The sequence below is a fragment of the Herminiimonas sp. KBW02 genome, from assembly GCF_003852535.1.
Taxonomy (GTDB): Bacteria; Pseudomonadota; Gammaproteobacteria; order Burkholderiales; family Burkholderiaceae_D; genus Oxalicibacterium.
Map to the genome: position 1 here is coordinate 398,621 of NZ_QAJP01000003.1, position 14,225 is coordinate 412,845.

13 protein-coding genes are annotated in these 14,225 nt (G+C 55.6%); 7 read left to right on the forward strand and 6 right to left on the reverse strand.

Annotated elements, in window-relative coordinates:
- Nucleotides 1–247: 247 nt before the first annotated feature.
- On the forward strand, nt 248–1,066 hold the full coding sequence (locus tag DBR37_RS03740; RefSeq protein ID WP_124572983.1) for a sterol desaturase family protein: 819 nt from the start codon (nt 248–250) through the stop codon (nt 1,064–1,066).
- A 95-nt stretch (nt 1,067–1,161) separates the two neighbouring features.
- Here the strand turns inward: DBR37_RS03740 and DBR37_RS03745 are convergent, their stop codons facing one another.
- Nucleotides 1,162–1,845, reverse strand: coding sequence for a GntR family transcriptional regulator (locus DBR37_RS03745; protein ID WP_124572985.1), 684 nt, complete (start codon nt 1,843–1,845; stop codon nt 1,162–1,164).
- Nucleotides 1,846–2,116: 271 nt separating this feature from the next.
- Here DBR37_RS03745 and DBR37_RS03750 point away from each other — a divergent pair, with 271 nt between their 5' ends.
- Both DBR37_RS03750 and DBR37_RS03755 read left to right on the forward strand, forming a co-directional pair.
- Nucleotides 2,117–2,854: an alpha/beta fold hydrolase gene (locus tag DBR37_RS03750; RefSeq protein WP_124572987.1), complete on the forward strand. Its 738-nt coding sequence runs from the start codon at nt 2,117–2,119 to the stop codon at nt 2,852–2,854.
- Nucleotides 2,844–4,082, forward strand: coding sequence for an iron-containing alcohol dehydrogenase (locus tag DBR37_RS03755; RefSeq protein WP_124572989.1), 1,239 nt, complete (start codon nt 2,844–2,846; stop codon nt 4,080–4,082). Before DBR37_RS03750 ends, DBR37_RS03755 begins: the two co-directional genes overlap by 11 nt.
- Nucleotides 4,083–4,197: 115 nt before the next feature.
- On the opposite strand, the gene DBR37_RS03760 is transcribed toward DBR37_RS03755, so the two are convergent.
- The 5 genes from DBR37_RS03760 to DBR37_RS03780 form a co-directional block, all read right to left on the reverse strand.
- The gene (locus tag DBR37_RS03760; protein WP_124572991.1) at nt 4,198–4,905 is read right to left on the reverse strand and encodes an ABC transporter ATP-binding protein; all 708 of its coding nucleotides are present in this window, start codon (nt 4,903–4,905) and stop codon (nt 4,198–4,200) included.
- Nucleotides 4,905–5,672: an ABC transporter ATP-binding protein gene (locus DBR37_RS03765; protein WP_124572993.1), complete on the reverse strand. Its 768-nt coding sequence runs from the start codon at nt 5,670–5,672 to the stop codon at nt 4,905–4,907. Before DBR37_RS03765 ends, DBR37_RS03760 begins: the two co-directional genes overlap by 1 nt.
- On the reverse strand, nt 5,669–6,700 hold the full coding sequence (locus tag DBR37_RS03770) for a branched-chain amino acid ABC transporter permease (RefSeq protein WP_124572995.1): 1,032 nt from the start codon (nt 6,698–6,700) through the stop codon (nt 5,669–5,671). The genes DBR37_RS03765 and DBR37_RS03770 overlap by 4 nt, the downstream gene beginning before the upstream one ends.
- The gene (locus tag DBR37_RS03775) at nt 6,697–7,578 is read right to left on the reverse strand and encodes a branched-chain amino acid ABC transporter permease (RefSeq protein WP_124572997.1); all 882 of its coding nucleotides are present in this window, start codon (nt 7,576–7,578) and stop codon (nt 6,697–6,699) included. The genes DBR37_RS03770 and DBR37_RS03775 overlap by 4 nt, the downstream gene beginning before the upstream one ends.
- Nucleotides 7,579–7,650: 72 nt before the next feature.
- Complete coding sequence (locus DBR37_RS03780) at nt 7,651–8,961, reverse strand: ABC transporter substrate-binding protein (protein WP_124572999.1); 1,311 nt, start codon at nt 8,959–8,961, stop codon at nt 7,651–7,653.
- A gap of 534 nt (nt 8,962–9,495) precedes the next feature.
- Between DBR37_RS03780 and DBR37_RS03785 the strand changes: the two genes are divergently transcribed.
- From DBR37_RS03785 to mdcA, 4 genes are read left to right on the forward strand one after another with little or no spacing between them, the layout of a single operon-like run.
- Nucleotides 9,496–10,500, forward strand: coding sequence for a tripartite tricarboxylate transporter substrate binding protein (locus DBR37_RS03785; protein ID WP_124573001.1), 1,005 nt, complete (start codon nt 9,496–9,498; stop codon nt 10,498–10,500).
- A 13-nt stretch (nt 10,501–10,513) separates the two neighbouring features.
- Nucleotides 10,514–11,020, forward strand: a complete 507-nt coding sequence (locus DBR37_RS03790; RefSeq protein WP_124573003.1) for a tripartite tricarboxylate transporter TctB family protein — start codon at nt 10,514–10,516, stop codon at nt 11,018–11,020.
- 37 nt (nt 11,021–11,057) lie between these two features.
- Nucleotides 11,058–12,566: a tripartite tricarboxylate transporter permease gene (locus DBR37_RS03795; RefSeq protein ID WP_124573005.1), complete on the forward strand. Its 1,509-nt coding sequence runs from the start codon at nt 11,058–11,060 to the stop codon at nt 12,564–12,566.
- Entirely contained in the window at nt 12,563–14,221 is a 1,659-nt protein-coding gene (gene mdcA / locus DBR37_RS03800; RefSeq protein ID WP_199739022.1) for a malonate decarboxylase subunit alpha, read from the forward strand. The genes DBR37_RS03795 and mdcA overlap by 4 nt, the downstream gene beginning before the upstream one ends.
- Nucleotides 14,222–14,225 lie beyond the last annotated feature (4 nt).

Below are 14,225 nucleotides of genomic sequence, written 5' to 3' on the forward strand. Positions count from 1 at the left end.
GTTTTTTTGGCGTAGCCAGACCTTATCCCCTGCCAGCCCCATTCAGGCCATTAGCTGCGGAAAAGCGCACCAGCACTGCCTGTCTCTTATGTTTCTTGTTTGCATATTGACCATGCAATTGCACATTAGCAGGTAAAAGCCGCCGCGCCAACAGAATCCCAAAAGCGCGCTTGACAGCGCTTTCGGATACTACTAATATGTCAGTCATACACAATAAGAATAATTCATCTACTTCAGGAGATTTATCATGATGAGTGAACGCCAGCGGAAATTCCGCGAAGAATACAAGGCGGACATCAGCCCGCTGTACAACGGCTTGCTGCACATAGGTGTGATGTATGCGACCGGGATTGCGGCTATCTGGTACTGCGTATCGCAGTTACAGAATTCAGGCTGGGAATGGCTGATCGTCATCCCGGTGTTTTTGGCAGGGAATTTTGTCGAATGGGCGATGCATCGCTTCGTCATGCATCGCAAGATAGACGTCTTTGCATTGCGCGCGATCTATGATCGTCACACCCGTCAGCATCATCAGTACTTCACCGACAATGAAGCGACCATCGATACCACGCGTGAATTCCGTATCGTGTTCTTCCCGTGGCGCGTATTGATTACGCTGGGTGTGGGCGGTCTGACTCTGGGTTATCTGGCGTCGGTGCTGATTAATACGAATGCCGGTTACATCCTGTTCATCACGATGGTGGCGCAATATCTGATTTATGAAACTTTCCACTATTGCTGCCACGTGCACGAAAACTGGTTCGTTCGCAATATGCCCTTCATCAACACGATACGCCGCCACCATACTGCGCATCACAATCAGGGCATCATGATGAAGTACAACATGAACCTGACCTTCCCGATTGCCGACTGGGTAATGGGCAGCACTGATCTGGACCGCGGTCTGATCGGCCACCTGTTCAATGGCTACAGCGAAGAGCACATCAAGGAAGAGCTCAAGCCCATCATCAAACGCTTCCGTTACGACGATTCCCGCGTGACGCTGGACGGCCCGCAGCTGACCAAGGAAGAAGAAGCGAGCATAGATCGCGGTCTCGTACTCTGAACATAAAAAACGCCGGGTCTATGCCCGGCGCTTTTTGCACTGTTTTCCGCATCGTCGCACTTGCATCAGCGGCGTTGCGGGAAAAGGTCTAGTCATTACATGTCAGACATCAGCGTGGCTTTGGTAAAGGTTTCGATGTTATCCAGCAGCAGGTCCAGGGTTTCACCAGCTGCATTCACATCACCTTTGGCGATGGCACCAGCGACCGCGGCATGCAGACGTGCCATTTCAGGTACATCGGCAGCCTGCTTATAGTGGAAATACCAGAAGCGACGTGACAGACCATGCATCAGACGCATCGCACCCTCGGCAAATTCATTGCGTGCTGCAACCAGCGACAGTTCGTTGAACTCGCGGTCGGAGCGCAGGAAGGCAACGTCGTCGTCGGTCGCGGCGGCATGAACGAATTCATCGTGCAGGCGGGCAAAGCGTTCACGTTCTTCCGGCAGCGCACGACGGGCAGCACTCTTGCAGATCAGGCGCTCCACTTCGCGGCGGGTTTCCAGCAGTTTGAGTTGCTTCCTGAGATCAATCTCGGGAACCAGCAAACCACGTTGCGGCAAGACCAGCAGCAAATGTTCACGGGCCAGGCGCTGGATGGCTTCCCGGATCGGCGTGCGACCGATGTTGAGCATTTCGCTCAAGGTCAGTTCGGAGATCACGGAGCCCGGCGGTATGCGCAGGGTGATGATGGCTTCTTCGATTTGCTCGTAAGCGATATCGGTCAGCTTTACCTTGGGTTCGGCCATGTCTTGTATCGCAGATTGAGGAGAGGGCATTTTTGCCTGCTTCGCAGTTTTTGTTGCACCTGATTTGCGTGGCGCTTTTTTAGTAGCTGTCATGGGGCGATCAAATGGTTGTGGTCAGTCTGGATGAAAGATGCAGCGCTTTGTACATGTCTGCAATTATGGTTTTAAAAAGTCGTTTTGCCTACTGTAATTCATCTTATATATGGCTAGTATGAACAATTTCAATAAGCTTGCAGTGGAACAAGTAAATGCACAGGGAAATGTGCCGCGAAAGCAGGCAAAAACTGCGCAAGGAGAGGTGATGGACGTGGTTTGCCGCGGTGGCGGCGGCATAACAATAGTCGCGGTGCATGGCATCCAGGGCACGCGCGCCAGTTGGCAGGCATTGACCGAGGCGCTGGGCGAACAGGTGCGCTGGGTTCTGCCAAATCTGCGCGGCCGGGCCCAGGCTTTTCGCGGCCATGGCAGCGACGATTACAGCCTTGAAGCATTTGCCGCCGAAATCGCGAAAGTAATCACTTGCTACGTGACGACGCCGCGCTACGTGCTGGCGGGCTGGAGCATGGGCGTTTCGGTCACGCTGGCGACCATGGATTTGTTGCGCAAACAGGGCGTGCCCTTGCCGCAGGCGCTGATCCTGATGTCGGGCAGCCCGGTGCTGCAACAGACCAGCTGGTTCCATGCAACGGAGCACGGCGCCCTGCTGGAAGAAATTACCGCACGCGAGCAGCGCCTTGGTTTGCGCGACGCGGCGGATCGTGATGCGGTAGCCTGGACCTGGCAAAGCATCAGCCGCAGCGATCAGCGGTCGCTGCTGCCGGAGATGGACTTGCCGGTGCTGATTGTGCACGGCAGCGATGATGAAGATTCACCCTATGCGCATGCGCAATTGCTGGAACAGGGTTTGCCGCAAGCCCGTCTGTGCACGATAGAACATGCGATGCACAGCATATTGACGCAAAACACGGCGCGCGTTGCCGACGAAATGCGTGCTTTTTTATCTGATATTCCAACCCTGCGGAGTTCCCATGAGAAGTAATGATGTTATCCATTTTTGTCCGCCTGCACGGGTCGTACTCGGTTGCGGCAGTCGTGCGCAATTACCTGCCTTGCTGGAACGTCTCGGCTATCAATCCGGTGTGCTGGTAACGGATACCTTTTTCAGCAAGCAAACACCGTGGGTGCGGGAATACATCGCCGCCGCTGAAGCGCTGGGCATCAGCACCATCGTGTTTGACGGCGGCGCAGCCGATCCGACTACGACATTGTGTGACGATGCGACCAAACTGATACGCGCGCAAATCGGTGCGCAGCAACCGGATCACATCATCGCACTCGGTGGCGGCAGCAATATCGATCTGGCCAAAGCCCTGTGCGTCACCATACCGGATGGCTTGCCGGTGAAGAATTTCATTGGCGCCCTGCCTGCCGCGCCGAAAGCCTTGCCGCTGATCGCTCTGCCAACCACCGCAGGTACCGGCTCGGAAGCGACGCCGGGTGCGATCCTGATCGATCCGTCAAATGCGACCAAAGTCGCGGTGATGGATAACGTCCTGCGTCCGGTGATCGCGCTGATTGATCCTGAATTTACCTACACTTGTCCGCCGCGTGTGACGGCTGATTCCGGCATCGATGCACTGACCCATGCGGTCGAGTCTTACCTGACGCTCGACTCGGCCGAGTTTGATCGTGGTGGCCAGGTAGATCCCGGCTACAGCGGGCGCTCGTCGCTGACCATGTTGTTTGCACGTGAAGCGATAGACCTGTGCGCACGCTTCCTGATGCGTACGTATAAAGATGGCGCAGATACCGAAGCGCGCATAGGCATGGCTTACGCCAGTCACTATGCCGCGCTGTCATACGGCGGTGCGGGTTTGAATGCGGTGCACGGTATCGCCTATGCTGTAGCCGGCCTCACGCATGCCACGCATGGCAGTACCAATGCCGTAATGCTGCCGTATGTGCTGGATGCCTTGCGCACAGAGCGTGCGACTGAGTTGCTCGAAGTGGCGCGTTTGTTCGGCATAGACACCAAAGATCCGGTCGCGGCAGTGCGTCAGGTGCCGGTGGTGATACGTGATCTGATCGGCGAACTCGGTATCCCGACCACGCTGCAGGCTTTTGGTGTCGGTCGTGAACATCTGGGTGATCTGACACGCGATGCACTGGCGGTGACGCGCCTGGCGAAAGCATTCCCGGTGCAGGATGTTCCTGCTGCCTATGCGTGCATCATCGATGCCGCGTGGCACGGCACCCTGGGCGACTAAGAACGGAATCACTCAAACAAAAGGGCTGCAGATGCAGCCCTTTTTTCATCATCCCCTTTGCTGCAATAGCGACAGGCATTGTGTACCTGTCGCCATACAGTGCATGGATACAGCCTCAGGTTCCCTTGATGATCTTCATGGTCGCGGTATCGGCTTCTGCCTGCGCCAGCGTTCCTTCAAATACGATCTCGCCGCGTTCTATTACGTACAAGCGATCAGCAAACGGTGGCAAGTGATAGAAGTTGGACTCGGCCAGCAACACGCCGCGTCCCTGCTTCAGGATGCTTTGCAAACCTTCGCTGATGGTCGGGATGATGGCGGGTGACAAACCTTCAAACGCCTCATCCAGTAACAGCAGCTCCGGGTCCAGCGCCAGTGCGCGGGCGATGGAAACCATCTTGCGTTCGCCGCCGGACAGTTGCTGCCCGCCTCTATGCAAATACTGCTTGAGCTTGGGGAAAACCGCATACGCTTCATCTATGCGTTCCTGTGCACTGCGCGTTGATTTGCGGGTCCAGGTCGGCAACGCAATATTGTCTTCCACCGTGAGATCGCCGAATACATCGCTGCCTTCCGGCGTATAGCCGAGACCGAGTTCCACGATCTTGTGCGTTTGCATGCCGTTGATCGCTTTTTCTTTCCATTTGATCGCGCCGGACTTCAGGCCCTGGAAACCCATGATGGAACGGAAGGTAGTGGATTTGCCGGCGCCATTGCGACCGACCAGACAAACCAGCTCACCCGGATTGATGCGCATGGAGATATCGCGCAAGACCGGATTGCCGGCCAGGATGACGTTAACCTTATCGAGTGCGAGAGACATCAGTGCGCTCCTTTGCCGACTACGATGGATACCACTTCTTCATTGGCAAAAAATTCATCGCGCGGCAAGTCGGCAATCTTCTTGCCGCCCTGCATGGCAACGATGCGTGTCGAATAGCGCGATACCAGGTCCATATCGTGTTCTACCAGCATGATTGCTTCTATCCCCATATGTTTGGCGGCACGTAACAGGGTTTCCATGACGCCGTGTTTGTCGGCGGTGGACACGCCGGCAGTCGGTTCATCCAGCAGCATGACTTTCGGATGCAGCGCGAACGCACTGGCCACGTCCAGCAGCTTGCGCCGGCCATGCGGCAGTGAACCGCCCTTGGTATCCAGCCACGGCGACAGGCCGAAGGCATCGGCAGTGCGCACTACGATGTCGTTGATCTTGCGACTGCCGAACAAATGACCAAAGCCGTTCCAGCGCTGATTCAGGTAAGAGCAGGCTGACACAGCGATGGTCTCGCGCACGGTCAGCTCGGGGAAAATACTGGTGAGCTGGAAGGCGCGTGCGAGGCCGCGTGTTGCCAGATCGACCGCACCGACTCCGGCGATATTGTCGCCATTGAAATTGACATGGCCAGTGGTTGGCTGATGCAAACCGGTCAGCACATTGACCAGTGTCGTCTTGCCTGCACCATTCGGCCCGACCACGGAAACAAACTCGCCGCGGGAAACGGACAGATCCACATTATGCAGCGCGATGAAATCACCGTAGTGACGTGAAATCTGTTCTGCGCGGAGCAATACATCGCTGGTACTCATGCTTGCTCTCCTTTGGACTTGAATTTACGGATGGCACCCATGATGCCGCCCGGCAGGGCGACGACGAGGATGGCGAGGATGGCACCGAGGAAGAAGCGCCAGTACTGCGTCAGTGAGGACAGCTCATCCTGCAGCAGGATAAAGACGAACGCACCAAGTACAGGGCCAAGGAATTCCTGATAGCCGCCAAGCACCGCCATGAACACCAGATGACCCGAATGCGTCCAGTACGCCAGTTCCGGATCGGCCAGGCCGGTGTTGACGCCGAGGATCACGCCACCGATGGACGCATACACGGCAGACACCACGAAGGCGATGGCACGGACGCTGCGTACCTTGACGCCGAGATACAGCGCCTTGACTGCATTGTCACGCGAAGCCATCAGGTGGATGCCGTAAGGCGAACGCACGATGCGCCACATGACCCAGGTCAGCAGCAACACCATCACCAGACAGTAGTAATAGAAAGGGCCGCCGAGGAAGGCTGTCTTGTCGAACTGATCCAGTTCCATACCGAACAGGCTGGGGCGTGGTACACGCATGCCGCTGTCACCGCCTGTGATGTAGTAAAACTTGTTCAGGAAAGAGTGGAACAGCATGCCGAACGACAAAGTCAGCATCCCGAAGAAGATGCCGGTAAAGCGGCTTGCGAGCCAGGCAATCGGGATAGATATCACGAAGGAGGCGACGACAGCTGTCAGCAACATCATCTCGAACGAGACCATGCCGGTCTTCGATACCATGGCCGCTGCGGCGTAAGCACCAATCGCAACGAACAGTGCGTGACCGAAAGACAGCAGGCCGCCGTAACCGAACAGCAGGTTAAAGCCGAGCAGGATGACCGCATAGGCAAAGAATGGAATCAGCAGCGTCATGTAGTACTGGCTGATGACCAATGGCGCGACTGCCAGTACGGCCAGCACCAGGCCTCCGGTAATCAGTTTGGCGCGGGAAATCGGAGGTGGTGCGACAAATTCCAGTTCCTCCGGCGCGGTAACAGGCGCGCTGTGTACGGTATCGGTTCTCATGCTTCAGCCTTTCCGTAGAGACCTGCCGGCTTCCAGATCAGGACCGCCAACACAATTGCATAGATAGCCAGGATTTCAGCTTCGGGGTAGTACATGGCGCTGAGGGCGCGGATCAGGCCGACGATGAGGGCGCCGACTGCTGCGCCTTTCATGCTGCCGAGACCACCGATCACCACCACCGCAAATGCCTCAACCACCAGTTCGACGCCCATCTCCAGCGAAGCCGCAGCATTCGGAATTACCAGTGCACCGCCTATGGTGCCGAGCATGGTGCCAAGTGTGAACACCATCACGTAGACGCGGGTCACGTTAATGCCCATCGCCGCGCTGGTTTCCCGATTCTCTGCGGTTGCGCGCAGGATTTTGCCGGTTTTGGTTTTGCCGAGGAAGTACGCCATGCCGATCGCGAGGGTGACCGCAACTGCAATCACCATCACGTTATAGGTAGGCATGCTGACGCCGAAGGCAGACATGGTGCCGAAAGTCATCGAGACGTTAGGCAATTGCTGCGGGTCGGCGCCCCAGAAGAAACGCAGTACGTCCTGGAACATCAGCATGACTGCGAAGGTCAGCAGTAACTGGAATGATTCCGGGCGGTTATAGATAGTGCGTATCAATCGTTCCAGCGGCAGGCCGATCAGACCGATAACGATACCGGCGCCGAGCAGTACCAGCGGGAACAGATGAACGGGCAAGCCCTGGTTCAGCGCCCACGACGTGACGAAGATGCCGAAGTACGCGCCGAGCGCATAAATCGAGCCGCACGCCAGGTTGATGATGCGCTGTACGCCAAAGATAAGTTGCAAGCCGGACGCCACCAGGAACAGTACTGCCGCCTGGAACACACCAGCCAAAAGGATATTGAAAAACGGAGCCATAGATACACCCCTCCCTGATCAGTTCTTATTACTAAGTACGGATCAGGGAAGTTCCCTCCTCTTTGTCAGGTGTTAGATCTTGAAGTTTGCGGTATTCAGCCATTCCCAGAAATCCGCGCCTGTCGGTTTCTGCAATTGGTCGGAATACATAGTCTCGACTGATGCCAGCGTAGGGAAGTCGTAGCTATTCTTATTGGTCGACAAGCCCTGATGGAAAGTCTGGTTGGCGATATGGTCGGCACGCATTGCCCCTTTACCGCCGAGCGACTCGATCTGCACGCCCGGTATCGCCAGACAAATCTCTTCCGCTGTTGGCCATGATTTCTTCGCCGCCAGCGCTTTCTCTACGCCAGCTTTGTAGACCATCATCGAGAAATAAGCGCGGTCAGCTTCCCAGTGCGGGTAATCCTTGTACTTGTCGGCATACCATTTGACGAATTCCTTCTGTGTCGCTGACGCTTTCGGATCATCGAAGTACATCGTGTTGTGACCCCAGACGATGCCTTCAGGTGTGAACTCCTTCTTCATCGCGGTGTGCTGCCAACCAGCTGCTGGCAGGATGAAGCGGGTACCTTCGGTCAGACCGGCGTTGTGCGCCTGCTTCATGAAGACCGGCAAATCGGCAAACAGCAGGGACGAAAAAATCAGGTCAGGTTTGGCTGCTTTCAATGCGGCGACGTTGGCGGTCAGATCGAGGTTGCCGATCTTCGACCATTGTTCGGATACGACTTCGTGTTCGATGCCGTATTTTTTCAGCAGTGCCTGGAACGCGGTCCAGGTATTGCGGCCATATGAGTAGTCAGGGTTGACGCAGGCGATGCGTTTGAACTTGCCTTTGAAATGTTTGATCGCCAGCAGTGACGCCATCACGGCTTCGCATTCGTTATCGGTGCTGCGGAACACATACTTCGGTTTCGGCATGGTTTCTTTCACGCCGTCCTGTGTGGTGCCATCCCAGAAAATGGTCGGCATGCGCGAATCTTCGGCGGCCGGTGCCAGTGCCAGGCTGACGCCGGAGGACACGATACCTTGTACGCAATCCACTTTTTCCTGCAGTACCAGTTTGCGGAAGCGATCGATGGTGTCTTTAGGCGAGGTCTCTTCCTGGATCACCAGTTCGACTTTGCGACCGCCGATACCACCGGCGGCATTGATGCGGGCAGTGGTCCATTCGACGCCGCGCAAACCGCATTCGCCGATCGTGCCGGCGACGCCGCCGCGTGGTGCGATGACGCCGACACGCAAAGGTTTGTTTTGCGCAAACGCCGGCATACCAAGCAATCCGGTAGCGATACCGGCACCGGCAGCTTTGAGTACGGTACGACGTTGGATGGATGGAACCTTCACTGATGAAACTTCAACTGATGAAACGGGCTTTTTCATAGTCTCCTCCGGGGATGGGAATGGGTCTCAGAACGTTTTATATATTAATTATGTTCATCTAAGATATCACAAATATTTCTTTGCGCGATTTATTTGATGATTGCGTTAAATTGTTGCTCTGTGGAAGCTATCTTTCAGCCCGTAATTTAGCGGTTTTCCACGGAGTGTGAGCGCCCTCATAACCCTGATTGTCACTGCAAATGCCGTCCCTGCTACCTGCGCACTTCTTGCTGCGGCGTTCTCGCAACACCCGTCAACTTTATGCGACATCCGCCAGATGCCCAGTCCTGGTGCGGTTTTGGCGTTGTTGACACTTGTTTTGAAGTGCAAATCCATACTCCAGATACTTGTCGTATTTTGCCCGCGCGTCAATAAATTAAAATTTTCTGCAAAATTGATTGACACAACTAATATATGAGAAGAATATATCAATCAGGTGCAAAAAAGCGCCACCAACCAGACCGTGCATCACGAGTTTGCGCGGCTAAAAAACGAAGTTAAGAAAACGTCGTTAATAAAAATTAGGAGACAAAAATGTTGAATCGCCTTAACGTCGCACGCGCGTCGCTATCTGTCGTCGCCGCCGCCATGCTCTGTGCCCCGGCCTACGCATGGGAGCCAGGCAAAGCTGTAGAAATGGTGTTGCCATCCGGTAGTGGCAGCGGTACTGATCAAATGGCGCGCCTGATGTCCAGCATCGTGGTCAAGCACAGTCTGGCAAAAAAGCCGTACATCGTTACCCCTAAGGGTGGCGCAGGTGGTGCTGAAGGTTTCATCGATTTGAAAACCTCACCAGGTAATCCGCACAAAATCCTGATCTCTGCATCGCACATGTATATGTTGCCGCTGACTGCAGACGTTCCGTTCTCATGGAAAGACATGACGCCGGTCGCCAACCTGGTGATGGATGAATTCGTGCTGTGGGTGAATGCAGCTTCGCCATACAAAACGGCAGCTGAATTGCTCGCAGCGGCAAAAGCGCAGCCGGGTCAGATTCGCGCCGGTGGTGCAGGCTCCAAACGTGAAGACAATTTGCTGTTTGCAGCTGTTGAACAAGCCGCAGGGGTGAAATTCAACTACATCCCATACAAAGGCGGCGGTGACGTGGCAACCCAGCTGGTCGGCAATCACATCGACGTTTCGGTCAATAATCCGGTCGAAGCAGTATCGCAATGGCGTGCCGGTCAGCTGCGCCCATTGTGCGTATTCGACGACAAGCCGATGGCACAAACCGAGAAAGTCACTACGACTGAATCCTGGTCCAGCATTCCTACCTGCAAATCGCAAGGCCTCAACGTTACTTATCTGATGCAACGCAGCGTGTTCCTGCCAACAGGAGTCAAGCCTGAGCAGGTTGCTTACTACGTTGATCAAATGAAGAAAATCGTTGCCACACCGGAGTGGGAAGAATTCTCCAATCGCAATGCATTCAAGGATGCCTTCCTCACTGGTCCTGCCCTGCAGAAATTCCTGCAAACCGATGCCGACTTGCATTACGACTTGCTGAAAAAAGCTGGCTTCCTGGCCGCTGGCAAATAAACGGAGCAGCAACATGGATAGCAATCAAAAAGAAGACCGTGTTCTCATCAAGCACGGTGTGGCGGAGTTCGCCTGCGCCCTGGCATTCATGATTGCCGGTGGTTTGCTGATCTGGGACAGCTACCACCGGGGCGCAGGCTGGGGAAGTGCCGGACCGAAGTCCGGTTACTTCCCGTTCCGCATCGGCATCATCATGTGCATCGCTGCTGCGGTCGTGATGTTCAACGCGACCCGCAGCAAAGCCATCAACAGTTCATCGTTTGTCACACGTGGTGAACTCAAGCCAGTGCTGCAGGTACTGGCACCGATACTCGGCTTTGTCGCGATAGCACAATTCCTCGGCATGTACATCGCAGCACTGGCACTCATCGCAGGCTTCATGCGCGTACTCGGCAAATACAGCTGGCTGAAGTCATTGACGGTAGGTTTGTCGGTAGTGGCAGTCGTGTTCTGGCTGTTTGAAATTCAATTCATGGTTCCGTTGATCAAGGGCCCGCTTGAAGCGGCATTCGGCTACTGAATCTCGCTAAAAAAGATATCCATAGAAGGAGACATTCATGGAAGAGCTGGGCTATTTGATGCATGGGTTTTCTGTCGCCCTTACGGGACAGCATATTTTAATGATGTTCATAGGCGTCACGCTGGGCATCCTGATCGGCGTATTGCCGGGGCTGGGTGGGCCGAACGGCGTGGCGATCCTGTTGCCGCTGACGTTTTCGATGGAGCCGACCGCCGGCATCATCCTCTTGTCCTGCCTGTACTGGGGCGCCTTGTTCGGCGGTGCGATCACCTCCATCCTGTTCAACATTCCGGGTGAACCGTGGTCGGTCGCGACGACGTTTGACGGTTATCCGATGGCGCAGAAAGGCAAGGCCGGGGAAGCGTTAACGGCCGCTTTCAGCGGTTCGTTCATCGGCGCATTCTTTTCAGTCGTACTGATTACCTTCCTGGCACCGCTGGTTGCTTCGTTCGCTTTGAAATTCGGTCCGCCGGAATTCTTCGCGGTGTACTTGCTGACCTTCTGCAGTTTCGTCGGCATGGGTGGTGGCTCGCCATTCAAGACCATACTTGTGATGATGCTGGGCTTTGGCCTCGCCACCATCGGTATGGATACCATCACCGGCGGCTTGCGTATGACTTTCGGCTTCGATGAGTTGCTGCGCGGCGTAGACTTCCTGATCGTCGTGATCGGTTTGTTCGGTATCGGTGAAATCCTGTTGACGATGGAAGAAGGTCTGGCCTTCCGCGGCAAGCAGGCAGGTATCAACCTGAAAGTGGTATTGCAAACCTGGCGTCAGTTGCCGCGCTACTGGGCATCGCTGGTGCGTAGCTGGGTGGTAGGTGCGTGGATGGGCGTGACGCCTGGCGGCGCTACGGCTGCTTCCTTTATGGGCTACGGTATCGCACGTCGCTTCTCGAAAGAGAAAGACCAGTTCGGTAAAGGCAGCCTGGAAGGTGTGATCGCACCGGAAACAGCGGCGCACGCATCCGGCACGACCGCCTTGCTGCCTATGCTGGCGCTCGGCATTCCGGGTTCGGCTACTGCTGCGGTTTTGCTCGGTGGTCTGATGGTGTGGGGTTTGCAACCGGGCCCTATGCTTTTCGTTGAGCAAAAGGATTTCGTCTGGGGCCTGATCGCCAGTATGTATCTCGGTAACATCGTCGGCCTGATTGTGGTGCTGAGTACTGTGCCATTCTTCGCTGCCATCCTGCGTGTACCGTTCACCATTGTTGCGCCTGTCATCATCCTGCTGTGTGCAATCGGTGCTTATACCGTGCACGGCGCGATGTTCGATGTCTGGCTGATGGTGGTATTCGGTATTATCGGTTATGTACTGAAGAAACTCGACTACCCGCTGGCACCGCTGGTACTGGCGATGGTGCTGGGTGACAAGGCAGAAGATGCGTTCCGTCAAACCATGCTCCTGTCGCATGGCGGCATGGAAATTTTCTGGTCCAACTACCTGGTCGGTTCCATCACGACGCTGGCGCTGATCACATTGATGTGGCCAGTCATCTCCGGCCTCTTCAGCAAGCGGTCTAAAGTGGTGGAGGTGGCAGCATGAAAATGTCCCCGGACTTCCACTGGGATACGCTGGCCCGCAACACTGCGACGCGCCTCAGGCGCGGTGCGTCGCACGCCAGCGGCAAGGTCGTCGCCGCCGAAAACATCGCCGCCCTGCTGCATGCGGTGATCGAATCCGGTGATCGTGTGTGCGTCGAAGGCAATAACCAGAAGCATGCGGACTTCCTCGCTACGGCCTTGTCTAAAATGGATGCGAATCTGGTGCATGACCTGCACATCATTCAATCCAATCTGGCACTGGCTGCGCATCTGGATGTATTCGAACGCGGCGTCGCTTCGCGGCTGGATTTTTGCTATTCCGGCGATCAGGGTGTGCGCCTCGCACGTCTGATCAAGGCGGGCAAGATCAATGTCGGTGCGATCCATACTTACCTTGAGTTGTATGGTCGCTACTTCATGGACCTGACGCCACGTGTCTCGCTGATCGCGGCGCAAAGTGCAGATGCCAACGGCAATCTCTATACAGGTCCGAATACAGAAGACACGCCAGCAGTGGCGGAAGGTACCGCCTTCAAGAACGGCATCATCATCGCGCAGGTTAACGAAATCGTTGATACTGTGCCGCGCGTTGACGTGCCGGGTGACTGGGTATCGTATGTGGTGCAGGCGCCGAAGCCGCATTACATCGAACCTATCTTCACGCGCGATCCGGCCCAGATTACCGAAACGCAAATCCTGATGGCGATGATGGTCATCAAGGGTTTGTATGCACCGTATGGCGTCACCCGTCTGAATCATGGCATCGGCTTCGATACTGCAGCGATAGAACTGATCCTGCCGACATACGCAGAGTCACTCGGTCTGCGCGGCAAGATCTGTAATTACATGACGGTCAATCCATGCCCGACGCTGATCCCGGCCATCGAATCCGGTTTCGTCAAAGGCATACATTGCGCCGGTTCCGAGCTCGGCATGGAAGAGTATGTGCGGGCACGCCCTGACGTCTTCTTCAACGGACCGGATGGCAGCATGCGTTCGAATCGCGTGTTTTGCCAGATTGCAGGTCATTATTCGGATCTGTTCATAGGCTCGACCCTGCAAGTCGATACGCAGGGCAATAGCTCGACCGCTACCCTCAACCGCATCACCGGTTTTGGTGGCGCGCCCAACTTCGGTTCCGAGTCACGTGCACGCCGTCATGTCAGCTATCCATGGCTGAAGGCAGGCGAAGAGGCGGCGCAAGCTACCGGTGCCACCATGCCGCGCGGCCGCAAACTGGTGGTGCAGATGGTCGAATCCTTTCGCGAAAAAATGAGCCCGACTTTCACCGAGAAACTGGATGCCTGGCAGCTGATGGAAGACCTTTCACTCGAGCTGCCGCCGGTCATGGTCTATGGCGATGACGTCACCCAAATCGTGACCGAAGAAGGGATCGCGCATCTGCATAAATGCAGCAACCCGCAGGAGCGTGAGCAAGCGGTGCGCGGCGTTGCAGGATTTACCGCAGTCGGCCTCAAGCGCGACCAGCGCGTGGTCGACAACCTGCGCGACCGCGGCGTGATCCAGCGGCCGGAAGACATAGGCGTCGATGTATCGCTGGCGACACGCGATTTGCTGGCCGCCAAGTCCATGAAGGATTTGGTCAGATGGTCGGGCAATCTCTATCAACCACCAAACAGATTCAGAAACTGGTAGGCAT

What these genes read in the sequence shown, in the direction of transcription:
- DBR37_RS03740 (WP_124572983.1), top strand. Translation starts at nt 248, where the DNA reads ATGATGAGTGAACGCCAGCGGAAATTCCGCGAAGAATACAAGGCGGAC.
- DBR37_RS03745 (WP_124572985.1), bottom strand. Translation starts at nt 1,845, where the DNA reads ATGCCCTCTCCTCAATCTGCGATACAAGACATGGCCGAACCCAAGGTA.
- DBR37_RS03750 (WP_124572987.1), top strand. Translation starts at nt 2,117, where the DNA reads ATGGACGTGGTTTGCCGCGGTGGCGGCGGCATAACAATAGTCGCGGTG.
- DBR37_RS03755 (WP_124572989.1), top strand. Translation starts at nt 2,844, where the DNA reads ATGAGAAGTAATGATGTTATCCATTTTTGTCCGCCTGCACGGGTCGTA.
- DBR37_RS03760 (WP_124572991.1), bottom strand. Translation starts at nt 4,905, where the DNA reads ATGTCTCTCGCACTCGATAAGGTTAACGTCATCCTGGCCGGCAATCCG.
- DBR37_RS03765 (WP_124572993.1), bottom strand. Translation starts at nt 5,672, where the DNA reads ATGAGTACCAGCGATGTATTGCTCCGCGCAGAACAGATTTCACGTCAC.
- DBR37_RS03770 (WP_124572995.1), bottom strand. Translation starts at nt 6,700, where the DNA reads ATGAGAACCGATACCGTACACAGCGCGCCTGTTACCGCGCCGGAGGAA.
- DBR37_RS03775 (WP_124572997.1), bottom strand. Translation starts at nt 7,578, where the DNA reads ATGGCTCCGTTTTTCAATATCCTTTTGGCTGGTGTGTTCCAGGCGGCA.
- DBR37_RS03780 (WP_124572999.1), bottom strand. Translation starts at nt 8,961, where the DNA reads ATGAAAAAGCCCGTTTCATCAGTTGAAGTTTCATCAGTGAAGGTTCCA.
- DBR37_RS03785 (WP_124573001.1), top strand. Translation starts at nt 9,496, where the DNA reads ATGTTGAATCGCCTTAACGTCGCACGCGCGTCGCTATCTGTCGTCGCC.
- DBR37_RS03790 (WP_124573003.1), top strand. Translation starts at nt 10,514, where the DNA reads ATGGATAGCAATCAAAAAGAAGACCGTGTTCTCATCAAGCACGGTGTG.
- DBR37_RS03795 (WP_124573005.1), top strand. Translation starts at nt 11,058, where the DNA reads ATGGAAGAGCTGGGCTATTTGATGCATGGGTTTTCTGTCGCCCTTACG.
- mdcA (WP_199739022.1), top strand. Translation starts at nt 12,563, where the DNA reads ATGAAAATGTCCCCGGACTTCCACTGGGATACGCTGGCCCGCAACACT.